This is a genomic window from Janthinobacterium sp. GW822-FHT07H10 (assembly GCF_058798675.1).
Genome location: NZ_JBXAKS010000004.1, coordinates 308994 through 331324, shown reverse-complemented (window position 1 = coordinate 331324; position 22331 = coordinate 308994). Strand labels below are relative to the sequence as shown.

23 protein-coding genes are annotated in these 22331 nt (G+C 66.2%); 13 read left to right on the top strand and 10 right to left on the bottom strand.

Annotated elements, in window-relative coordinates; translation table 11 throughout:
- Window positions 1–402: 402 nt before the first annotated feature.
- Window positions 403–1530 carry a type IV pilus assembly protein FimV gene (locus AC1RDJ_RS12150; RefSeq protein ID WP_493027563.1) on the bottom strand — a complete coding sequence of 376 codons (1128 nt, stop codon included), beginning with the start codon at window positions 1528–1530 and terminating at the stop codon, window positions 403–405.
- Window positions 1531–1701: 171 nt separating this feature from the next.
- Here AC1RDJ_RS12150 and fumC point away from each other — a divergent pair, with 171 nt between their 5' ends.
- From fumC to AC1RDJ_RS12135, 3 genes are all read left to right on the top strand, one after another.
- Window positions 1702–3096, top strand: a complete 1395-nt coding sequence (fumC, locus tag AC1RDJ_RS12145; protein ID WP_493027562.1) for a class II fumarate hydratase — start codon at window positions 1702–1704, stop codon at window positions 3094–3096.
- A 96-nt stretch (window positions 3097–3192) separates the two neighbouring features.
- Window positions 3193–3414, top strand: a complete 222-nt coding sequence (locus tag AC1RDJ_RS12140; RefSeq protein ID WP_071324962.1) for an RNA-binding S4 domain-containing protein — start codon at window positions 3193–3195, stop codon at window positions 3412–3414.
- A 117-nt stretch (window positions 3415–3531) separates the two neighbouring features.
- Window positions 3532–3816 carry a hypothetical protein gene (locus AC1RDJ_RS12135; RefSeq protein ID WP_071324963.1) on the top strand — a complete coding sequence of 95 codons (285 nt, stop codon included), beginning with the start codon at window positions 3532–3534 and terminating at the stop codon, window positions 3814–3816.
- A gap of 6 nt (window positions 3817–3822) precedes the next feature.
- Here AC1RDJ_RS12135 and bufB read toward each other — a convergent pair whose 3' ends face one another.
- The 8 genes from bufB to AC1RDJ_RS12095 form a co-directional block, all read right to left on the bottom strand.
- Window positions 3823–5472, bottom strand: coding sequence for an MNIO family bufferin maturase (gene bufB, locus AC1RDJ_RS12130; protein ID WP_493027561.1), 1650 nt, complete (start codon window positions 5470–5472; stop codon window positions 3823–3825).
- 20 nt (window positions 5473–5492) lie between these two features.
- Window positions 5493–5798, bottom strand: coding sequence for a BufA1 family periplasmic bufferin-type metallophore (locus AC1RDJ_RS12125; protein ID WP_071324965.1), 306 nt, complete (start codon window positions 5796–5798; stop codon window positions 5493–5495).
- A gap of 274 nt (window positions 5799–6072) precedes the next feature.
- Entirely contained in the window at window positions 6073–6273 is a 201-nt protein-coding gene (locus AC1RDJ_RS12120; protein ID WP_071324966.1) for a YjfB family protein, read from the bottom strand.
- 69 nt (window positions 6274–6342) lie between these two features.
- Window positions 6343–6867, bottom strand: coding sequence for a molybdopterin-guanine dinucleotide biosynthesis protein B (mobB, locus tag AC1RDJ_RS12115; RefSeq protein ID WP_071324967.1), 525 nt, complete (start codon window positions 6865–6867; stop codon window positions 6343–6345).
- A gap of 220 nt (window positions 6868–7087) precedes the next feature.
- Entirely contained in the window at window positions 7088–8575 is a 1488-nt protein-coding gene (locus tag AC1RDJ_RS12110; RefSeq protein WP_493027560.1) for a phospholipase C, read from the bottom strand.
- A gap of 122 nt (window positions 8576–8697) precedes the next feature.
- Window positions 8698–9432 (bottom strand): general secretion pathway protein GspB, encoded by a 735-nt coding sequence (locus AC1RDJ_RS12105; RefSeq protein WP_493027558.1) that lies wholly within the window; start codon window positions 9430–9432, stop codon window positions 8698–8700.
- A gap of 1 nt (window position 9433) precedes the next feature.
- Window positions 9434–11098, bottom strand: coding sequence for an ExeA family protein (locus tag AC1RDJ_RS12100; RefSeq protein ID WP_493027557.1), 1665 nt, complete (start codon window positions 11096–11098; stop codon window positions 9434–9436).
- A 63-nt stretch (window positions 11099–11161) separates the two neighbouring features.
- Window positions 11162–11686: a hypothetical protein gene (locus AC1RDJ_RS12095; protein WP_071324971.1), complete on the bottom strand. Its 525-nt coding sequence runs from the start codon at window positions 11684–11686 to the stop codon at window positions 11162–11164.
- A 414-nt stretch (window positions 11687–12100) separates the two neighbouring features.
- Between AC1RDJ_RS12095 and AC1RDJ_RS12090 the strand changes: the two genes are divergently transcribed.
- Window positions 12101–12379, top strand: coding sequence for a hypothetical protein (locus AC1RDJ_RS12090; RefSeq protein ID WP_493027556.1), 279 nt, complete (start codon window positions 12101–12103; stop codon window positions 12377–12379).
- A 52-nt stretch (window positions 12380–12431) separates the two neighbouring features.
- Here the strand turns inward: AC1RDJ_RS12090 and AC1RDJ_RS12085 are convergent, their stop codons facing one another.
- Window positions 12432–12719: a hypothetical protein gene (locus AC1RDJ_RS12085; protein WP_071324973.1), complete on the bottom strand. Its 288-nt coding sequence runs from the start codon at window positions 12717–12719 to the stop codon at window positions 12432–12434.
- A gap of 348 nt (window positions 12720–13067) precedes the next feature.
- Between AC1RDJ_RS12085 and AC1RDJ_RS12080 the strand changes: the two genes are divergently transcribed.
- The 9 genes from AC1RDJ_RS12080 (at window position 13068) to AC1RDJ_RS12040 (ending at window position 22318) form a co-directional block, all read left to right on the top strand.
- Entirely contained in the window at window positions 13068–13940 is an 873-nt protein-coding gene (locus AC1RDJ_RS12080) for a glucosamine kinase nucleotide-binding domain-containing protein (RefSeq protein ID WP_493027555.1), read from the top strand.
- 1 nt (window position 13941) lies between these two features.
- Window positions 13942–14676 carry a GntR family transcriptional regulator gene (locus tag AC1RDJ_RS12075; protein ID WP_070282815.1) on the top strand — a complete coding sequence of 245 codons (735 nt, stop codon included), beginning with the start codon at window positions 13942–13944 and terminating at the stop codon, window positions 14674–14676.
- Complete coding sequence (gene nagA / locus AC1RDJ_RS12070) at window positions 14673–15785, top strand: N-acetylglucosamine-6-phosphate deacetylase (RefSeq protein WP_071324975.1); 1113 nt, start codon at window positions 14673–14675, stop codon at window positions 15783–15785. The genes AC1RDJ_RS12075 and nagA overlap by 4 nt, the downstream gene beginning before the upstream one ends.
- Entirely contained in the window at window positions 15775–16788 is a 1014-nt protein-coding gene (locus AC1RDJ_RS12065) for an SIS domain-containing protein (protein WP_035825448.1), read from the top strand. Before nagA ends, AC1RDJ_RS12065 begins: the two co-directional genes overlap by 11 nt.
- 129 nt (window positions 16789–16917) lie before the next feature.
- The gene (locus AC1RDJ_RS12060; RefSeq protein WP_493027554.1) at window positions 16918–18177 is read left to right on the top strand and encodes an ABC transporter substrate-binding protein; all 1260 of its coding nucleotides are present in this window, start codon (window positions 16918–16920) and stop codon (window positions 18175–18177) included.
- A 7-nt stretch (window positions 18178–18184) separates the two neighbouring features.
- Entirely contained in the window at window positions 18185–19054 is an 870-nt protein-coding gene (locus AC1RDJ_RS12055; protein ID WP_071324977.1) for a carbohydrate ABC transporter permease, read from the top strand.
- Between the two features lie 13 nt (window positions 19055–19067).
- Window positions 19068–19904, top strand: coding sequence for a carbohydrate ABC transporter permease (locus AC1RDJ_RS12050; RefSeq protein WP_071324978.1), 837 nt, complete (start codon window positions 19068–19070; stop codon window positions 19902–19904).
- Complete coding sequence (locus tag AC1RDJ_RS12045; RefSeq protein ID WP_493027553.1) at window positions 19901–20941, top strand: glycoside hydrolase family 3 N-terminal domain-containing protein; 1041 nt, start codon at window positions 19901–19903, stop codon at window positions 20939–20941. Before AC1RDJ_RS12050 ends, AC1RDJ_RS12045 begins: the two co-directional genes overlap by 4 nt.
- 33 nt (window positions 20942–20974) lie before the next feature.
- Window positions 20975–22318, top strand: coding sequence for an MFS transporter (locus AC1RDJ_RS12040; RefSeq protein WP_071324980.1), 1344 nt, complete (start codon window positions 20975–20977; stop codon window positions 22316–22318).
- Window positions 22319–22331 lie beyond the last annotated feature (13 nt).

Here is a 22331-nt window from a genome sequence, read left to right as displayed (position 1 = left end):
ATACGCATGGGTGGCATGATCACTGGCGCGCCGCGCTACTGTCGCGGCCGCGCCAAGGCGGGGGAAATACAGGGGAGGGGAATATGGAAGGCGAACCCCAGGTATCTCCTGGCGTCGCCTCGCTGCCGGTTGCATCCGGCGTCCGCGAGCACATCGTTGGCATCGCAGACCGCTTCCAGGCCCAGGCGTTTATGCAACGCTACACCTGTTTGTCGCGCCACACTATCGTTGGTGGCTGCGCCAGGCTGGGACTGTTTTGTCGTAGAGCAAGTCCACTGAATTAATTATATCGCCATCTTTGAAAAATAAGCAACGCGATTGGCATGCGTTTGCATGTCTTTTTTAAATATCTTTTTTTATATCAAGTCTGAGCGCGCAATTCGGGGCAATCCGGCGTGGCGCCTAGCGGGAAAATGGTTCCGGCTCCGGCTCGGCCGCCTGCGCCTCATCCGCGGCCTCCGTCAGGACGGGCACCGCCTTCTTGCGGCCGAATGGCTTGCGCAGCAAGACCCAGTACTTCGAAGGCGTCCCTGGCCCCGCCGCTTGCTTGCGCCTGCGCACGACATACACGATGACGGCCGTCAGCAGCAGGAATGCCAGCGTCCCCAGGCCCAGCCACAGCAAGCCATGGCCGCCAGCCTGCTTCTCGGCCACGGGCGCCGCCAGCGGTTTGGGCTTGGCGTGCGCAACAACAGGCGCGGCGGGAGCGGCGGCCGCTACGGCGGCGCCAGGCTGGGCCAACGCCTGCTGCAGCGCGCCGATCTTGCCCTCGAGCTCGCCCAGCCTGGCATTGAGGGCCGTATTCTTCTCGTCCAGCGCCACGCACGCTTCGGCCTGCCCCGCATCGGCCTGCGGCGCGCAGGCGACCACGGGCGCGACAGGACGGCGCAAGGGCGGCGGCCGCACGGCAGCGGCGGCGCGCACGGCCGGCGCCTCCACCGCTTTCCTCGGTGCGGCGGGCGGCGCAACGAAGACCGTGGCGGGACGCAGCATGCCCTCGGCACGCGCGCGCGCCGCCAGCGCGGCGGCATCGGGCGGCGTGCCCGGCATGGCACGCGGCAGCGGCATGGGCGCCGCCGGCATGGCTTCCGGCGGCGCGGCCACCCTGGCCGGCGCGCTGGCGACGGGCGGCGACGGCGTCAGCCACAACGTTGCCAGGCGCACGATGGCGCCGCCGCCATTGCCCAGCAACAGATACAGGTGCAGATGGCCGGACTGGATCGCCTTCGCTGTAGTGACGCGCACATAGCGGCGCCCGCCCCGCTCGAAGGGATTGATGGTCAAACCCTGCAGGGCAGCATCCATGCCGATGCCGCCGCCCCGGTACACATCGGGTGAGGCCAGGCGCACGGCCACGCCTTGTGCTTCGTCGGGCGCCAGTGCCGTCAGTTCGATCTCGGCCAGCAGCGGCTGGCCCACGTGCGACAGCACCGCCATCTCGCCCAGTTCGGCCGCCATGACAGGCGGCAAGACCAGGCTGGCGGCGGCGCATGCGATCAGGGACCAACGGGGAAGGATGCTGCTTTGCATGGACTGATCGCTTTGATAACAGGATAAATAAACGGAACTCGCCCATCTTTAACGGCAGGAAATCGCAAAAATATAGACGGGCACGAGCAAAATGATGCAATACAGCATCATCCTGTGCCTTTTTGGCGTCTGGAGTACACTCGATCCACCTCCATCGATGAAAGGGATGCCATGAGTAGCAGAATCGAACGCGACAGTTTCGGCCCGATCGACGTACCCGCCGACCGGCTTTGGGGAGCGCAAACGCAGCGCTCGCTCGAACACTTCCATATCTCCACGGAAAAGATGCCGCCCGAACTGATCGCCGCCCTGGCCACCGTCAAGCGCGCGGCCGCCCACGTCAACCTGGACTTGGGGCTATTGGACGGCAAGAAAGCCGTCGCCATCACGCAGGCGGCCGATGAAGTGCTGGCCGGCAAGCATGACGCCGAGTTCCCGCTGGCCGTCTGGCAGACAGGGTCTGGCACGCAAAGCAATATGAACATGAATGAAGTGCTGGCCAACCGCGGCTCCGAGCTGATCGGCGGCTTGCGCGGCGCCGAGCGCCTGCTGCACCCGAATGACGACGTCAACCTGGGCCAGTCCTCGAACGACATCTTCCCCACCGCCATCCATGTGGCCGCCGCGCTGGCCGTCGCCAACACCGTCTTGCCGCCGCTGCGCCAGCTGCGCGCCACGCTGGACGCCAAGGCGACGGAATTTGCCGACATCGTCAAGATCGGCCGCACCCATTTGCAGGATGCGACGCCGTTGACCCTGGGACAGGAATTCTCGGGCTATGTGGCGCAGCTGGACTTTGCCGAACATATCATCACGGCCTCGCTGCCGCCGCTGCTGCAGCTGGCCGCCGGCGGCACGGCCGTGGGCACGGGCTTGAATGCCCACGTGGAATTTGCCGGCCGCATCGCCGCGGAACTGGCGCGCCTGACGGGCCAGCCGTTTGCCACGGCCGACAACAAGTTTGCCGCACTGGCCGCCCACGATGCCCTGGTCGCCGCCCATGGCGCGCTGAAAACCCTGGCCACGGCCCTGATGAAGATCGCCAACGATGTGCGCTGGATGGCCTCCGGCCCCCGCTCGGGCCTGGGCGAGATCACGATACCCGAAAACGAGCCGGGCAGCTCCATCATGCCGGGCAAGGTCAACCCGACCCAGTGCGAGGCGCTGACCATGCTGTGCTGCCAGGTGTTCGGCAATGACGTCGCCATCACGGTGGGCGGCGCCTCGGGCAATTTCGAGCTGAATGTCTTCAAGCCCTTGATCGCGCACAACTTCCTGCAAAGCGCGCGCCTGCTAGGCGACGGCATGCGCAGCTTCGATGAGCATTGCGCGCACGGCATCGCGCCGAACCGCGAGCGCATCGCCGAGCTGATGGAGCGTTCATTGATGCTGGTCACGGCGCTGGCGCCGCACATCGGCTACGACAAGGCGGCGCAAATCGCTAAACAGGCCCAGCATGAAGGCACGACCTTGAAGGAAGCGGCGCTGGCCCTCGGTTTCGTGACCGAGGAGCAATTCAGCGAGTGGATCGTGCCCTTGGCCATGACGCGCCCCAACAAAAGCTGAGGCCCAGCCCTGCATTGCTGGCGGCTTCAGGTAAACTATGGATTAGTTGAGGTTGTCATCAAGTGTTTAAAACACATCATTGCAATAAGGGATACAATGCAAAAAGTAAGCTTTGATTTAACATCCGAGTTCGTCGAGCTGAACCAGCTGCTCAAGCTGGTCGGCTTGTGCGACAGCGGTGGCGCAGGCAAGGTCATGGTCGATAGCGGCGTGGTGAAGGTCGATGGCAAGAAGGAATTGCGCAAGACCGCCAAGATCCGCAGCGGCCAGGTCGTCAGCGTGGGCGATATCCGCATCACGGTCGTCGGCCCTGCCTGATCCCGGCATGGGGCGCGCGAGCGGCCCCATGCTTCCCGCCTACGCCTGCCCGGCTGCCTACGTCAAGCTGCAACTTCGCTATTGCCATATCTTTATCGATTGCGGAAGGGGAGCGCCATGGACCATCCCGAACAAGGCACGCGCAGCCAGGAACGCCTGATCGGCGACTTGCGCCAGGTCATCGAGAACGCGGAAGAATTGCTGCGCAATACAGACAAATACACAAGCAGCCTGTACCAGAACGCGCGCGCCAAGCTGGAATTGGCTCTCGTGGCTGCTACTGCCGAACTTGCCCGTTTCGAGGAAGAGCAAGTGACGCGCATGATGGACGCCACCCTGGCCGCGAACGCCCTGTACCGTGACCAGACGGGCGAAGCGCGCCTGCTGCGCGCCTTCGATTAATCAGCGTCAAGCGGACGCCATGTCCGTCAGCACCGCATGCGCCAGCCACAGGCGCAGCTGCGCGCCCAGGTCGAACGCCTCGTCCAGCCCGAAGGCGGCGTCGAGCGCGGCGCCGAACGTCAGCCCCTGCTGCAATGCCAACAAGGCCGCATGCGCGGCCCCATCCAGCGCCAGCACCTGCGCCTTCCAGCGTGGACGGCAGACGAGCGCATGGCTGGCCATCTGCATTTCCTGCGGGAACACACCTTCCCCCTCTCCTGCCTGATGCGCCTGCCACAGGGCCGGCACTTGCCAGCGCGACGCCAGCAAGGTGCAGGCGGGATGCAGGGCAAAACGGCGCGACTCCAGCTGTTCCGGCCCCAGGTCCGCCAGCGCCTGTGCCGGCACACCCTGCGCGTCCGGCGCGTAATGGGCCAGGTGCAGCGCCCACTCGAGGCGCGCCATGTCCGGCAGGTAAGGCAAGTGGGCCACATGGGGGAAGCTGGCAAGGAAGTCTGCGAAACGGGCGCCAAACTGGTGCAGATCGGGACTGTCGGATGGATGTTGCCTGCCATATGCACGCGCCAGGCCGCCAAAGAACTCCTCGCCCACCAGCGCCAGCACGACGGGATATGCATGACCCAAAGCGCGGCGCCAGGTGGCAGTGAGATTGCCACGGTACAAGGCCAAACGCCCTGCCGCTGCCTCGCCCTGGCATTGCTGCAATACGGCCGGGCTGCGCGCCGCATCGAACAGGGCCGCGGCAAACGCTTGCTGGCTGCCGGCCAGCGCGTCCGGCGAAACGGGCGCCAGCGGTGACGCCGGCGCCTGTCCTTGCCATCGCGCCGGCGGCCGCTGCCGCGCCAGCATGGCTTCGGCCTTGGCCGCCTCGCCCAGCAGGACATCGAGCGCGGGCAGGTCCGTGTCCCATTCGATCAAGGTCGGCACGGCGCCGAAGCGCTGCAAGGCGGCCGCATACAGATCCCAGACCGGCCCGGCAACGGGCGCGCCATGGTGGTCGATCACGGCTTGCGGCGTCACCAGGTGGCCGGCCAGATGCAGCTCGCCCACGCTGCCCGGCGCGATCGCCTGCATGGCCATCAAGGCATCTTCGCCGTGGTTGCACTGGTTCACATACAGGTTATTGATATCGAGCAGCAAGCCGCAGCCAGTGCGGCGCGCCAGTGCGGCCAGGAATTGCGCCTCGCTCATGGCATCGTCGCGAAAACGCACATACGTGGAGACATTCTCCAGCAGGATCGGCCTTTTCAGCGCATCCTGCACGCGCCCTACCCGCTCGCACAGCAAGTCCAAGGCCGCCTTGCTCAAGGCCAGCGGCAGCAGGTCATTGAGTTGCTGCTGCGCCACGGCGCCCCAGCACAGGTGTTCCGACACGAGGGCCGGCTCGATGCGTTCCACCACGGCACGCACGCGCTGCAGATGCGCTTCAGAAAAGCCGCGCGCCGAACCGAGGCCCAGGCCCACGCCATGCAGGCTGACGGCGTAGTCCTGGCGCAAGGCATGCAGCACATGACTATCCCAACCCGACGGCTGCAGATAATTTTCGGTATGCACTTCCAGCCAGCCGACGCGGGGCCGGCGCTCGAGGAAGTCGCGGTAGTGGGCAGCGCGCAAGCCGACGCCCACGCCGGCAAGCGCATGGGCGGGCTGCGTCATGGCGCTGCTGCCTGGAAAGCTTATGACTGCTCGGCTGGCGCGGCCGGTTTCACTGCCTTGATCGGCTTCATCGAGCCGCCCGCCTGTTCGCACGTGCCCTTGGCAACATACGCCCATTCCGTGGGCAGGTTATCGGCCGGGGCCTGGCCTGCGCACGAGTGCGCGCCATCGGAAGAGGCGCAGTCATTCTGCCCCGCCTTTGCCACGCCGTAGCATTTTTCCTTGTCGCCACTGGTGGCGGGCGCATCATGCGCGGCCACGCTGGCGGTGGTGCCGGCGCAGATGCCTGCCAGGGCGGCGGCGATGAGGGCTTGACGTGTATTCATGGGAAATCCTCTTGCGTGGGTCAAAGTAATCGAAAAGTCAGGGCACGCCCCAGGCTGCGCAATCGGCAACGCGGAGGCTATGCACGTCATTTTACTGAATCGGCCGCGCCATGGCGAACAATGGTAATTTTATCAATGCAAGATGAGGCCAGCAGGGAGGAAAAACAAGGAAGGATGGTGTTTACATCAAAAAAACACATGACAACGCCCACGCGCCACCGTCGGCAACGGTAGCGTGGACAAGACGGGCGCCGCGATGGCGCCGGGACGACGCTCAGGCCGTCGTATTGATGCGGTTACCGAGGTGCGCTGGCAAGTTCGCTGCCGATTGCACTGGCGGCAAGGCTTGCAGCAAGGCAGTCGCGGTCGAGCTTTGAATATCCTGGGCTTTTTTCAGGACAGTCAGGCCGACGGCTTGGCGCGTACCGGTCTCCGCCATCGTGGTTGACAGTTGAGCAATGCTTCCGACGTCCATACGTTTCTCCAATGAGGTTCTACCAGTATTAACGGATAGCGATGGGAAACCTTTAGCTGATCGTGAACCTTATTTTTGCAGCCGCTGCAATATCCACGCGAGCACCAGTTCGCGCGCATTCAAGTCCAGCCACTGCACGCCGGCGCGCAAGTCGGCCGGCGCGGGGCTGTCCGACGCCACGGCGATCACATGCGGGTCATGCGGATACAGGGGCGCCTGCCCCACTTCCGGGCGGAATATCTCCAGCTTGGCGATCGGGTCCGTCTTGAAGCCTTCCACCAGGGTCAGGTCTGCCGGTCCCATGCGGGCCAGCTGCTGCGCCAGGCTCGGCTCAGGCGCACCGCGCAACTCATGCACGATGGCAAAGCGGTATGGCGACGCCACCAGCACTTCCGCCGCGCCCGCCATGCGCAGGCGGGCGCTGTCCTTTTGCGGCGGTTCCAGCGCCAGGTCGTGGTGGCTATGCTTGACCAGATTGACGCGCAAGCCGCGCGCCGCCATTTCCTTCACCACAAATTCCAACAGGGTCGTCTTGCCGCTACCGGAACGGCCGATCACACCGAGTACCGGGTGCGCGGGCATCGCATCGTGCATGGGGGTGTCCTTGATTGAGTATGGCTCATTATACGCAGCGCCACCGGCGCGATGGCCCGGCATCGGCGCCAGGCATCGCACAGGTCAAGCAAAGCCGTATTGCCCAATCAATTACTCATTCAATTACTCATTCAATTACTCAATCAATCAGCTCTTCTTCCTCCCCGTTCAGGCACCAGCCCCGCCATCGTCACCGGCCCCGTGCCGGCGCGGGCCGCGCCTAGCCGCGCCGCCCGCCACCCTGCTTGCCAGGCGATGCCCCCTGCGGCGTGCCGCCATCGGCGCCCTGCCGCCTGCGCCGGCCCGCCGGCTGCGTCGCCGGCTTGCCATGCGCCGCCAGCGCATTCCTGGCCGTGCGCGCCAATTGCCGATGGGCAGCAATCGCCCCCGCCTCCGTATCGGACAGGAGCGGCGCGGCAGGACCGGCGGGGCCGGCAGAAGCTGCGCCTCCCGCCCCATTCGCCGCGGGCCGGCCTGCCGGCGCGGACGCGGCGAAATCCTGCCGCCGCACGTCGTCTTCCCATTGCGCGCGCTGCGCCAGCACCGTGGCCGGCACGGCGGGCGGCGGCCGCGCCTGCGCCAGGCCCAGCACCTCGCCCAGGCCGCTGGCGGCCGCCACGCGCGCGCCCATGTCGGGCAAGCCGCCAGCGTCGCTGCGGCAAAAGCGCTGCAGGATGGTCTTGATGATGGACGTGTGGTCGAACACCTGGTGGCAGACGCTGCCGGGCGCGATCAGCGGCGACACCAGCAGCATGGGCACGCGCACGCCGTACTGGCGAAACGCGGGATCGTCGTCGATGGCGACGGGCGGCGGCACATGGTCGAAGAAGCCGCCGTGCTCGTCGTAACTGAGGATCAGCAAGGTACGCGCCCAGGCGGGCCCGTGCGCCAGCGCCTGGTACACCTGCGCCACCAGCGCCTGCCCGGCGCGGATGTCGGCCGGCGGATGGTCGTCGTTGGCAAAGAAATGCGGGTCGATCCAGCTGACGGCCGGCAAGGCGCCCGCCAGCGCATCGCCGATGAAGCCATAGCGGCGCTGGCTGGAGCCGAACGGTTCGTAAAATTCGGACGAACGGTAATGATCGTCCGTCAGGGCCAGGCTCCACGGCTTCCAGGCCGAGTAAAACTTCCAGCTGACGAGGGCGCGCTCGAGGTGGCGCACGAACGATTTGTTCGCATACAGGGGCACGCGCTTGCTGTCCTTGCTGCCGGCCGCCCTGCCGCTGACGGCATACAGGCGGTTGGGCCAGGTCGCGCCCGGCACCGAGCTGTAGCAGCGGTCGCAGACGCAAAACTGGCGCGCGAGGAAGTCGTACATGGGCAGGTCGGCCCCGTTGTAGTAGCCCATCACCAGGTCGATGTCGAGGTCGCCCGGATGCGTGTGCGCATAATCGTCGACGAAGCCGCCGTTATTGTTCTGCAATTGCTGCGCCACCGACATGCCCGTGTGCGACGGGTCCTGCGATGCATCGAAAGCCGTGCGCCGCAGGCGGTGCACGCGATACGTGACGCCCGCGTGCACATTCGCATGGCTGGCCCGCAAGCCGTCGATATCGTCGCGCCCGCCTTCCAGGCTCAGGTAGCCGAGCATGTGGTCGAAGGAACGGTTTTCCATCATCAGCACGACGATATGCTCGATGCGCGCCAGGTTTCCCAGCGGATGGACGCCACCATCGTCAGCACCGTCATCAACAGCAGCAGCACTCATCGAAACTCCCGGAACTCCCCGGCCACGCACACAGGCGCGGCGACTCTGGTTCGACCGGCCCCGGCCGGCAGGGTTCGGCCAGCGATGCCTGCGTTTGATCTACAACAAGAAATGCGTGGCGATCAATACGGTACGCGGTAGCGGTAGCCCTTGAAGCTGAAAATGGCCGCCTTGGGCTGCAGCTTTTCCAGCACCAGGCCAGGCGCCAGTTCCTCACCCTCGTGGCGCAGCACCTTGTCGATCAGCAACAATCGGTCGGCCGGATTCTTCGAATAGATATAGCCGCCGATGGCGATGGCGGGAATCTGCCGCTGTATCGGCTCGGGCAAGTCGCGCATGCCAGGCACGGCCTCGTCCGATGCAGGCGCTGGCGTGGCCACGGCCACAGGCGCCGGCGGCGCGACGGGAGGTGGCGCTGCCGCGGCGACGGGCGCAGGCGGCGCCTCGGCCCTGGCCGGCGCTTCCCGCTTCGGCTCGGCCATGGGTGCGGCCACGACAGCGGCACGCGGCAGCGGCGCGGCAGCGGCGGGCGCGGGCGCCGGTTCGGATACGGCCACTGGCGCGGGGGCGGCAACGGGCGCCACGGCCGCGACGGACAGCGGCGCCGCAAGCGGCGCAGGCGCGGTGGCAACGGCTGGCGCCGGTGTCGGCGCGACTGCCTGCCACGGCCGCCACCACAGCAGTGCGGCAGCCACGGCCACCGTCACGCCGCCCAGCGCCAGCCAGGCGGGCAGGCGCCGGGAACGCACACCTGCCGCGGCGGCCTGCAGCTGCACTTGCGGCGCGTGGATCGTGGGCAACTCGCCCAGCTGGCGCTCGGCCTGCGATTTTTTCAGTGCTTCGAGTATGTAGGACATCTTATTTTCCCGCCACCATCGCCGTCGCGGCAGGCGCTGCCACGGCAGGAGCCGCGGCGGACAGGCGCGGCTCCGAGTTGTCGCCCAGTTGCATCAGGCGCATGAAAGTTTTCGGTCCAGCCAGGCCATCGGCCTTCAGGTTCTGGCTTTGCTGGAAGTCGCGCAGCAGGCGCTGCATCTCGGTGTCGAGCGGCACGCTGGCGGCCGGCGCGGGCAAGCCGTGCAATTGCGCCAGGCGTTGCGCCAGCCAGTCCACGTCGGCGCCGCGGGCGCCCATCGGCACCTCGTCGCGCCAGTTGCGCGGGGCGCGCCAGAACGTCGTGAAGCTGCCGTCGCTGCGCTGCGCCAGCTGGGCCAGCGGCAGGCTCTGCTGCTTGCCGTCGAGCGACACGGTTGCCGTCTCGCCGCGCAGCTGGGTCAGCAGCGCCAGTTGCTCCACGCCGGCGGCATCGCGCAGCGCCAGCATGGCGGGACGGTCCAGCACGCGCAGTTCGGCGATGCCGCCCCGGCTGTGCAGGCAGCGCAAGCCGGCCCTGGCGCCCGCCTGGCAGGCGTCGCCGGCCGGCAGGTGCTCGCCCCACAGGGCGGCCAGCTGGCGCAGCACGGCATTGCGGTCAGGCACGCTGGCAGGCGCGGGCGTGGGCGTGGATGCAACCGTCACGGCGGACGCGGCCGGCGGCGCTGCGGCCACGGCCGGTGCGACCACAGCCGGTGCGGCCACGGCCGGCGCCGGTGCGCCGGCGCGCGGCATGAAATGCCAGGCCAGCGCGGCCGTCACCAGCGCACCGGCCAGCACGCCGCCCGCCACCTGCGGCCAGCGCAAGCCAGCCGGGCGCGCCGGCGCGCCGGCAGCCGCTTCGGCAAACACTTCATCGGCGGCACGGCGCAGGATCTGGCGCGTCACTTGCGGCTGGTTTTCCACGTAGGCGCCCAGCAGCGCGCGGTCGCACAGCAGGTTGATGCGGCGCGGCACGCCATGGCTCAAGGCATGGATCTGCGCCATCAGGCGCGGCGCGAACGGCGTCTGCGCCGTGTTGCCGGCCACGGCCAGGCGGTGGTGGATATAGCTGGCCGTCTCGCCGGCCGTCAGCGAGCCGAGGTGGTAGCGGGCGATCACGCGCTGGGCCAGTTGCTCGAGCTCGGGCCGGGCCAGCATGGCGCGCAATTCCGGCTGGCCGATGAGGATGATCTGCAGCAGCTTGCGCTCGCTCGTTTCCAGGTTCGTCAGCAGACGCAGTTGCTCGAGCACGGCGGCGGAAAGGTTTTGCGCTTCGTCAATGATCAGCACATTGTTCTTGCCCTGCGCATGGCTGGCCAGCAGATGCGCATTGATGGCGTCGACATAGCCTTTCACGCTGGACACGCCAGGCGCCAGGGCGATGCGGAATTCCTCGCAGATCGAGTGCAGCAATTCCTCGACGGACAGCTTCGGATTGAAGATGTAGGCGAGCTGGCAATTGTCGGGGATCTGCTCCATGAAGCAGCGGCAGACGGTGGTCTTGCCGGCGCCGATTTCGCCCGTCAGCAGCACGAAGCCGCCGCCGCTGCCGACGCCGTACAGCAGGTGCGCGAGCGCCTCGCGGTGGCGTTCGCTCATGAACAGGTAGCGGGGATCGGGAGCGATCGAAAACGGTGACTGCTTGAGCTGGAAATAATGCGTGTACATGGAGACCCTGCGGATGGAACGATCAATATGCGTACGGCAAGCAAGCGCGGCAAGCAGCGACGCTCACCGGGTGTGCGCGGGCGGCAATGGCTTGTATTTGGCGCAATAGACTTTCGCCTTGCTGCGGAAGTACACGATTTTACTGCCAGGCACGGAGCCGCGGACGGGAAATGCGGAATTATCGAGTTTGTTAAAACGCAAGCCCGACGCGCCGCGGATGGCCGGTTCCAGCTTTTCCGGCGTCGTGTCCGCCACCACGCCCATGAAGACGAGGGGGCTGGTGTCGTCGCTGACGATCACATCGGTAATGGGCGCGCCCCACAGGCTGGCGTCCGTGCGGAACCAGTAGGCGCCCCCTTCATGCTTGTAGGCGGGACCGAAGGCCGTCAGCAGATACGCATAGAAAGCCTTGTTGTCGATCTGGTCGATGCACAGCACGGCATTGCCCACCACCTGGCCGAACGTGGACGGCGGCGGTTTCTGCTGCGCCAGCACGCGGGACGCGGGCGCGCCAACGGCCAGCACGGCGCACGCCGCCAGCAGGGCTGGCCAGCGCCATGGACGCGACGGCAAACGGCGCGCGCGCATGCTTAACGCTTGCGCTCTTCTTTCTTGACCTTCTTGGCTTCCTTCTTCTCTTTCATGCTCTTGGCCGGTTCCTTCTTGCTTTCTTTCTTGCTGTCCTGTGCCTTGCTCATTATCTACTCCATGCCTGGGCGGGGATGCCGCAACCATTATGACACCGCCCCATGAAAATGCCACGTCATTTCCCCCATGCAATAGACCGGCCCCGGCAAGCGCGCGCACTGCATGCGCTTATTTGCAAAAAGACGTAGGCATTTTCATTTTATTATGTTTTAATACACGCAATTTATAAAAAGATATCATTCGGTGCGGTACGAGCGGCACCGGAGGCAAGCATACAAACTGGGGACAGGACATGGGCCGGCATGCGGCGCGCCCATGAGGTTCAACGCACAGCCCTCGGCAGAAATACACAATATGATGAGAACAATGATCGTGCTGGGCGCGGCCCTGTCGCTATGGGCCGCTGGCAACGCGCATGCGGCGGATGCGCCGCCGCCAGGCCGCTACGCCGCCTACCCAGCGATACCGGCCGCGCTGACCGCGCGCCTGGCTTATTTCCAGCCGCACGCGGATCTGCGCGTGCCCACCCCGTATGAACCGAGCACGCATTCGCTGCTGCTGGTCGCCATCGGGCTGCTGGGCTTGCGCATGCAGGCGCGCACACGCAACGAAAAATTCAAGCCGCTGACGTAAAAACAGCCGCGCAAGGCGGCTGATCCGGCAAGCGCAGGCGCTTGTCTCTTGCTTAGTGCAGGCACAGACGGCGGCGCGTCTTTTCGATCAGCGCCGCATCGTACGGATACAGGTTCTCGATAAAGAACAATTCCGTTTCCGCCTCATCTTCCAGGCACATCTCCAGCATCACCGGGCCATCGCTTTCGCGTCCCAGGAAATCCTTCGGCCAGCGGTTCTTGCGGTGCGTGCGCATCATTTCCATGCCCAGCGCGGCCAGCGGCGCCGACACGCCAGCGGCCAGCGCCTCTTGCTGCCAGTCGTCCCAATACGCGCTCTTTGCTGCCTTGTCGTTCATCATGCTCTTCCAACTCAGGTGTAAAAGGCGGACTCTACTCTTGATGGCGGCCCTTGCCAAGCATGCGCGCAAGCAATATAAGCGGGCCGGACGCAGACCAGCGGGAGAAAATTGGCATTAAACAAGGCCAATTTCAATACCATTCGCAATACACAAAAAACCCTGTATTAACAATGACTTGACAATGGCATCTCAGGCATGATGTGGCATTCCCCGCAGCATTTATTAATACCACTTAAATACCTGTTGACAAGCCATCGAGGCAACAATATAGTGCCTTCAGCTTTTTCGCCGCCCGACAAATAAAAAAACGAGACAGGCGTCATCAACCATAAGCCGGACTGCATACACATGATCGAATACATAATCGGCGTCGACGGCGGGGGCAGCGGTACCCGTGTACGCCTGGCGCGCCTGGACGGCCAGGAACTGGCGCAGGGGCAAAGCGGCCCTTCCGGCCTGGGACTGGGCATCGACCGCGCCTGGGCCTCCGTGGCGCACGCCGTCACCCTGGCCTTCCGCGCCGCCGGCCTGGAACAGCCTTCCTTGCAACGCATGGCCATCGGCCTGGGGCTGGCCGGCGTGCACAACAAGCAGTGGGCCGCCAGCTTCGTCGACCACAATCCCGGCTATGCCGCCGTGGCGCTCGAATCGGACGCCTTGACCACCCTGCTGGGCGCGCATGCGGGCCAGCCGGGCGCCATCGTCGCCATCGGCACCGGCAGCGTGGGCGAAGTGCTGCACGCGGACGGCAGCCGCCATGAAGTGGGCGGCTGGGGCTTCCCCTCGGGCGATGAGGCGGGCGGCGCCTGGATCGGCATGCGCGCCATCAACCACGCGCAGCAGGTGGTCGATGGCCGCGTGCCCGGCAGCGCCTTCGCCACGGCCATCATCGACGCCTGCGGCGGCCAGCGCGACGCCATGCAGGTGTGGCTGGCGGCCGCCAGCCAGACCACCTTCGCGCAGCTGGCGCGCCTGGTGCTCGAACACGCGGCCAGCAATGCCGTGGCCCATGGCATCCTGGTCGACGCGGGCCGGCAGATCGCCCTCATCGCCAGGGCGCTCGATCCGGCCGGCACCTTGCCGGTGGCCCTGTGCGGCGGCCTGGCGGCGCCCCTGTCGGCCTACCTGCCGGCGGAACTGTTGAAACTGGTCGTGCCGGCACAGGGCGACTCGGCCGCAGGCGGCCTGCGCCTGATACGCACGCACTTGCGGGAGCAATGACATGCTAGCCAAACTGTCGGCCTTCAAACCCAATCCGGCCAGCGACACGCCGCTCTACATGCAGCTGGCGAACATGCTGTCGGACGGCATCGCCAGCGGCGACTGGCGCGCCAACCAGGCCCTGCCCTCCGAGCGCGTGCTGTCGGACATCCTCGAAATCTCGCGCGTCACGGCGCGCAAGGCCATCGACATGCTGTGCGACCGGGGCATGCTGACGCGCAAGCGCGGTTCAGGTACCTACATCACGCCCAAGCTGGAGCAGCCGCTGTCGCGCCTGACCAGCTTTTCGGAAGAATTGCGCCAGCGCGGGTTTACGGCCGGCTCGCGCTGGCTGCAGCGCGACATCGGCGCGGCGGCGCCGCTGGAACTGCTGTCGCTGGGCCTGTCGCCGCACATGCCGGTGGCGCGCCTGCGCCGCTTGCGCACGGCCGACGAAGTGGTGATGGCGATCGAAACGACCACCATCCCCGCGCTGTACATGCCGGACCCGCAGCAGGTGACCGATTCGCTGTACGGCTACCTGGAGTCGCGCGGCACCATCCCGATGCGCGCGCTGCAGCATATCCGCGCCGTCAACGCCACGGCGGAACAGGCCAAGCTGGCCAATATCAAGACGGGTGAAGCCATGCTGCACATCACCCGTGTCAGTTATCTCGACAACGGCGCAGCGGTGGAACTGACCCACTCGTATTGCCGCAGTGATTATTATGAATTCGTAGCGGAGTCGCGCAGATGAGCAGCACTATCAAAGGCAATATCCTTACCCCAGGCGGCTGGATCCACGGCGCCATCGCCTTCGGCGAGCGCGTGGACAGTATCGAAGGCAGTTCCATCCACCCGTCGCAGAACAGCGACGACTACATCCTGCCCGGCTTCATCGACCTGCACGTGCATGGCGGCGCCGGCAAGGACATCATGGAAGGCGGCGAAGCCGTCTACACCATCGCGGCCATCCATGCGCGCCACGGCACCACCAGCCTGCTGGCCACCACCATGACGGCGCCGCCGGAAGACATCGACATGGCGCTGACGGCCATCGGCGCCGCCGCCAAGGACCGCCGCCCGAACACGGCGCGCGTGCTGGGCGCCCACCTGGAAGGCCCGTACATCAATTCCGGCAAGCTCGGCGCGCAGCCGAACTACGCGCGCGCCGCCACGCTGGCCGAAATCGAGCGCCTGCAAACGCTGGCCAAGCTGCGCGTCATCACCGTGGCGCCGGAAATCGCCGGCCACCTGGAACTGGTGCGCGCATTGGCCGACGCCGGCGTGCGCGTGCAGATCGGCCACACGCTCGGCTCCTATGAAGACGGCGTGGCCGCGCTGGAACACGGCGCCATGGGCTTCACGCACCTGTTCAACGCCATGAGCGGCCTGCACCACCGCGAGCCGGGCATGGTCGGCGCCGCCCTGGCGCACGCCGAATACGCCGAACTGATACCCGACCTGCTGCACGTGCATCCGGGCGCCATCAAGGTGGCCCTGCGCGCCATCCCGCGCCTGTACTGCGTCACCGATTCGACCGCCGCCACCGGCATGCCGGACGGCGAATACATGCTGGGCCGCCACGCCGTGCAGAAATGCATGGGCGGCGTGCGCCTGCCCGACGGCACGCTGGCGGGCAGCACCCTGACCCTGGACCAGGCGCTGCGCAACCTGGTGGGGCTGGGGCTGGACCTGGCCGACGCGTCCAAGCGCGTGTCGACCAACGCCGCCGATTACCTGGGCCTGGAAGAACGCGGCCGGCTGGCCCCCGGTACTTACGCCGATCTGGTGGTACTCGATCGCGATCTCAAACTCAAAGCTGTGTATATAGAAGGAGAAATCTGTGACCTCAATGATGCTTAAAGAAGCCATTTCCGCCGCCGAATGCGTCGCCCTGCAACTGGCCAGCGACACGGAACGCTACGCGGAACTGGGCCGCAAATTGAGGAGCACCTCGTTCTCGACCGCGCTGACCATCGCGCGCGGCAGCTCCGACCACGCCTGCAACTACGTCGCCTACCTGATCATGGCGCGCCTGGGCCGCGTCGTGGCGTCCCTGCCGATGTCGCTGGTAACCCTGAACAAGTCGCCGCTGGTGACGCGCGACACGCTGGCCATCTCGATCTCGCAATCGGGCCAGAGCCCGGACGTGGTCGAACCGATCCGCTACTTCCGCGACGGCGGCGCCACCACCGTGGCCCTGGTCAACGATATCGAGTCGCCGCTGGCGCACGCCGCCGAATGGGCCATGCCCCTGCGCGCCGGCAAGGAACAGAGCGTCGCCGCGACGAAAAGCTTCATCACCAGCCTGGTCGCCGGCGCGCGCATGGTCGCCCAGTGGCAGAACGACCCTGAACTGCAGGCGGGCCTGGAAGCGCTGCCCGAAGCGCTGCTCGAGGCGACCCGCGTCGACTGGTCGCCCGCCATCGACGTGCTGGCGCCGGCGCGCAACATCATGGTCGTGGGACGCGGCATCAGCTTCCCCGTGGCGCTGGAAGCGGCGCTGAAATTCAAGGAAACCTCGGCCCTGCAGGCGGAAGCCTTCAGCGGCGCCGAGATCAAGCACGGCCCGATGGCCCTGATCGAAGACGGCTATCCGCTGCTGATTTTCGCCACGCGCGGCCCGACGCAAGCCGGCCTGCTGCAACTGGCCACGGAAATGCGCGGCCGCGGCGCCAAGGTCCTGCTGGCGGCGCCGGCCGACGTCGCCGAACGCGACCTGACCCTGCCCGTGGCGGCCACGCCGGATCTCGACCCGATCGTCGCCATCCAGTCCTTCTACGTGATGGCGGCGAAACTGTCGGCCGCGCGCGGCATGGACCCGGACGCGCCGCGTCACCTGAGCAAGGTCACCAAAACGAACTAGCAGGCAGTACCCGGCAGCGGCCCCCGGCACGGGGCGGCTGCCGGCAGCAGCACGAATATAAGCGACGGCAAGGGCATGTACCCGCGCCGCGGACTCATAGACATTGGAGCCTTGCGCTCCAGGATAAACATGACGATCAAGAGACTGTTGGCGGTTGTTGCCTGTGCGGGCCTGCTCGCGCCGCAGGCATGGGCTGCCGAGAAAATCGAATTCTGGACCTTCAGCATGAAGCCCAAGTTCACGCCGTATTTCAATGCGGTGGTGGCGCGCTATGAGGCGCAGAATCCCGACGTCAAGATCGAATGGATCGACTTCCCGTGGGACGTGATCCAGACCAAGCTGGTCACGCGCATCGTGGCCGGCACGCCGCCCGCGCTGGTCAGCCTGAACGTGCCCTGGGCCGATGAATATGCGCGCGACGGCCTGCTCACGCCCGTCGACGCGCTGCTCGGCGAGGCGCGCGCCAGCTACATTCCCAGCGCCCTGGCGGACCTGCGCTTCAAGGGCCGCACCTACGGCTTCCCCATGTACAGCAATGTCGCGGTGATCGCCTTCAATACCGCCATCTTCAAACAGGCAGGCCTCACGCGCGGCCCCGCCAGCCTCGACGAGCAGCTGGCGTTTGCGCGCCAGATCGCGCAGCGCACGGGCAAGGCCGGCATCGCCCCGGCGCTGTCGAAGATCGACGGCCTGTTCATGCAGCAGGGCCTGGCCGTCATCACCGACAACCGCGCCGTCTTCAATTCGCCGCAGCACGTGGCGCTGGTGCAGAAGCTGGCCGACACCTACAAGGTGGGCGGCCTGCTGAAGGAAAGCCTGTTCGCCGAAGACAATTTCCCGGCCGTCATCGACGCCTACAAGGGCGGGCGCCTGGGCATGCTGCTGGCGCCGCCCACGGCCATGCAGCGCATCCGCGGCGACGCGAAAGACATCTACGCCATCACCGACGTGGCGCCGGCGCCGCTGGGTCCCACCGGCATCGCCGACGGCGGCTGGCTGGTGCACTTCGCCATTCCGAAAGGCGTGCCGGTGCGCCTGCTGCCCTCGGTGGGCAAGTTCGCGCGCTTCCTGACGAACGACGACAACCAGCTGGCCTTCGCGCGCCAGGCCAGCGTCTTTCCCACCACCGTCAGGGCGGCCGCCGATCCGTTCTTCCTCGCCACGCCGCAGAACGCGGGCGCCGCCGAAAAGGCGGTGGCCGCCGGCGCCATGTCGATGAACCATTCGCGCACCCTGTACGTGGCCGGCATCGACGACTACGACGAATTGCGCCGCTCGCTGGTGAAAGCCGTCGAGGCGGGCGTGACGGGCAAGCAGGACGTGAAGCAGGCGCTGGACCAGGCCGTCGCCATCTGGAACCGCAAGCTGGCCACCCTGCCGCGCCACTAAGGACACCATGAAACTCGCCCACCGCCACACCCTGCAAGCCTGGCTGTTCCTCGCCCCGGCCCTGCTGCTGCTGGCCGCCTTTTCCTTCTGGCCCGTCGGCTACGGCTCCGTGCTGGCGTTCACCGACTACAGCCTGATACGCGAGACGCGCTTCGTCGGCCTCGATAATTTCCGCTACATCTTCAACAACGAGATGTTCGTCTCCGGCCTGAAAAATTCGCTGATGTTCCTGCTGATGGTGCCCTTCGTGCAGGTGGGCGCCATCACGCTGGCTGTGCTGGTCAACAACCGCCTGCCCGGCATCCGCCTGTTCCGCGCCGCCTTCTACGTGCCGGTGGTGACCACCGTTTCCGTGGTCGGCATCATGTGGGGCTTCATGTTCCACGAACAGGGCGCGCTGAACTACGTGATGATGACGCTAAGGCTGGTGAACGCGCCCGTGGGCTGGCTGTCGAACGACAGCCTGGCCCTGTTTGCCGTGATGTTCGTCACCCTGTGGCGCGGCCTGGGCTGGTACATGGTGATGTACCTGGCGGCCCTGCAGTCGATCCCGTCGGACATGCAGGAAGCGGCCATGCTCGATGGCGCCAGCCGCTGGCAGCGCTTCTGGAAGATCACCGTGCCGATGCTGCGCCCGACCATCATGCTGTGCTCCATCCTGTCCGTGCTGGCGGCCCTGAAGGCGTACCAGGAAGTCGACGTGCTGACCCAGGGCGGCCCGATGAATTCCACCTTCACGGCGCTGTACTACGCCTACGACCAGGGCCTGAAACACTTGAAACTGCCGCGCGCGCTGGCGGCCAGCTTCATCGTCTCGCTATTTTGCATCGGCATCGCCCTGCTGTGCCTGCGCTACCTCAAACCGAAGCACCGCTGACAGGGGACTGACCATGAAAACCCGTTCCCGCCCCCTGAAAACCCGCTTGCAGATACTGGGCCACTATGCCGTGCTGTGCGCGATCGCCGTCGTCTGCGTCTTCCCGTTCTGGTGGACGCTGGTGACGGCCATCTCCACGGAAGGCAATATCTTCGCCTTCCCGCCCACCTTCTGGCCGAAGGCGCCATCGCTGGAGAACTTCGTCGAAGTGTTCAACGCGATCCCGATCTGGTCGTTCTTCAAGAACTCGGTGCTGATCGCCGTGTTGACCGTGTTCTGGAAACTGCTGCTGTGCTCATTGGCCGCGTATCCGCTGGCGCGCCTGAAATTCCGCGGCCGCAAGCTCGTGTTCGGCCTGATCCTCGCCACCCTGGTGCTGCCGTCCGAAGTGAACTTCCTCGTCAACTTCATCACCATCACGCAAATGAGCCTGGTCGATACCTACACGGGCGTGATTCTGCCCAACGTGGTGACAGCCGTGGCCATTTTGCTGCTCAAGCAGGCGTTCGAGGAAGTGCCGCAGGACCTGATCGACGCGGCACGCGTGGATGGCGCCTCCGAGTGGGTCATCTTCAGCCGCATCATGCTGCCGCTGATCACGCCGTGGCTGGCCACCGTCGGCATCCTGACGGCCGTCGAATCGTGGAACGAATACATCTGGCCGTCCATCGTCATGAGCAAGCCCGATGAATTCCCGCTGTCGGTCGGCGTGCTGTATTTGCGCGGCACCTTCGGCAGCAGCACGCGCGTGATCGCGGCCGGCACCCTGATCACCATCGTGCCGACCCTGCTGGCATTCCTGTTTACCCAGCGCTTCTTCATGCGCGGCATGGACGGCGCCGTCAAATGAGCGCCGCCATCGCCACCGACCTGCGCCTGCTCGCCGGGCAGCTGCTGATGACGGGCATCGCCGGCAGCGAGCTCGATGCGGCCACGGCGCAGTGGCTGCTGCAGAACGGCTTGCGCGCCGTCTGCCTGCGCGCGGACAACATCGTCGACAAGGCGCAGCTGGCGCGCCTGACGACGGACTTGCGGCGCGTGCTGGGACCGCGGGCCCTGATCGCCATCGACACGGCAGCCTATCCGGCCTGGTTGCCCCAGCCCCCGAGCGCCATGGCCCTGAGCGCCGTTGGCGATGCGGAACTGGCCAACGGCACGGGCGCGGCGACGGCGCGCGGCTTGCGCGCGCTCGGCGTCAACTGGCTCTTCGCGCCCCTGCTCAAGCTGGACGCGGCCGGCAACGACGCGCCGGCGGCGGCGCACGCATTTGGCGGCGACCCGGCGCAAGCCACGGCCATGACCCTGGCCTGGATGGCGGGCTGCCAATCCGAGGGCGTCGCCTGCTGCGCCAGGCTGTACCTGCCGCAGCAGGCGGCCGGCGCGGCCCTGCCCAGCGTCGACAAGACCCGCTCGCAACTGGAGGAGCACGACTTCGTGCCCTTCCGCCAGGCTGCCGCGCATGCTGCCTCGATGATGAGCGCGCACGTGTCCTACCCCGCCCTCGATGCGCAGCTGCCCGTCAGCCTGTCGCACGCGGTGATGCACGGCCTGCTGCGCAAGCAGTGGGGCTACGGCGGGGTGCTGATCACGCCCGGCATCGACGCGCACGGCGTCGACGTCAGTGCGCGCGCGCTGGCCGCCGGCGCCGACATGGCCCTGCTGCCCGATGCGGCGCGCCTGGCGGCCGCCCTCGACGCCGTCGGCGCCGCGCTGGCGTCCGGCGCGCTGCCGCTGCAGTCGGCCGGCGTGCGCCTGCAACGCCTGGCGGCCATGGCCGAACGCTATCCGGCCGGCGCCGGACTGTACGCACAGGAGGCGGCCGACCGCATCGTCATGGCCGAGGCCAGGCGCTGCTGCCAGAGCACGGCGCCCTTGCCCCCGAATTAAACCGCACTTTCAAGACGACCCGAGGAAGCATCCATGAACGACAAGAGCAGCAACAGCATCAGCAGCAGCGGCGCCCGCAGCCCGATTTCCTGGGTTCCCACGCTGTACTTCGCCCAGGGCCTGCCGTTTTACGCGGTGGCCCTGGTGGCCGGCCTGATGTTCAAGAGCCTGGGCGTGCCGAACGACCAGATCGCCCGCTGGACGGGCCTGATCGGCTTTGCCTGGGTCTTCAAGTCGCTGTGGAGTCCCTTCCTCGAACTGGCGTCGAGCAAGAAGGCCATGGTGGTGCTGTTCCAGTTCCTCGGCGGCCTGAGCCTGGGCCTGATCGCGCTGGCCCTGCAAACGCCGCTGTGGTTCGCCGCCTGCGTGGCCGTGCTGTTCGTCGCCGCGCTGGCGTCCTCGACGCACGACATCGTCTGCGACGGCCTGTATATCGCCAGCCTGTCCGACAAGCAGCAGGCCGCCTACGCGGGCTGGCAGGGCGCCTTCTTCAATGCGGGCAAGTTCATCTCGCTGGGCGGCCTGGTGATCCTGGCCGGCTACCTGGAAAAAAATATCGGCGTCAAGCCTGCCTGGTCGGTGATCTTCCTCATCATCGGCGCCATGATGCTGTCGCTGGCCGCCTACCATCTGTGGTCGCTGCCGCAGGTGCGCAACGTGGCCGTGGCCGACAAGAGCGTGGCCGGCATCAGCCGCACCTTGTGGGACGTGCTGGTGGACTTCCTGAAAAAGCCCGGCATCTGGGGCATGATCGCCTTCATCATCCTGTTCCGCGCCGGCGAGGCGCAAGTGCAGACCATCGGCCCGCTGTTCCTGCGCGAAGCGCGCGAACTGGGCGGCCTGGGCCTGTCGACGACGGAAGTGGGCGCCGTGTACGGCACGGCCGGCACCGTGGCCTTCCTGCTGGGCAGCATCGGCGGCGGCTACTTCACTTCCTGGCTGGGATTGAAACGCGCCATGCTGTTCCTGATCCTGGCCATGAACCTGCCGAATCTGGTGTTCTATTACCTGAGCCACAGCATGCCGACCGACCTGGCGCTGATCACGGCCGCCCTCAGCGTCGAAATGTTCGGCTATGGCTTCGGCTTCGTCGGCCTGATCCTGTTCATGATGCAGGTGGTCTCCGTGGGCAAATACCAGACGGCCCACTATGCGTTCGCCACCGGCGTGATGCAGCTGGGCTTCGTGCTGTTCAAGATGATCAGCGGCGACATCCAGACGGCGCTCGGCTACAAGACCTTTTTCCTGTGGGTGCTGGTGTCGGCCGTGCCGGTCCTGATCCTGTCGCGCTTCATGCGCATCGGTCCGAAAGACCCCGCCGACCAGCCCGACCTGAGCAAGGCCGATTCCCCGCCGGCACCGGCCAACGCCAGCTAGGATAGAACCACTT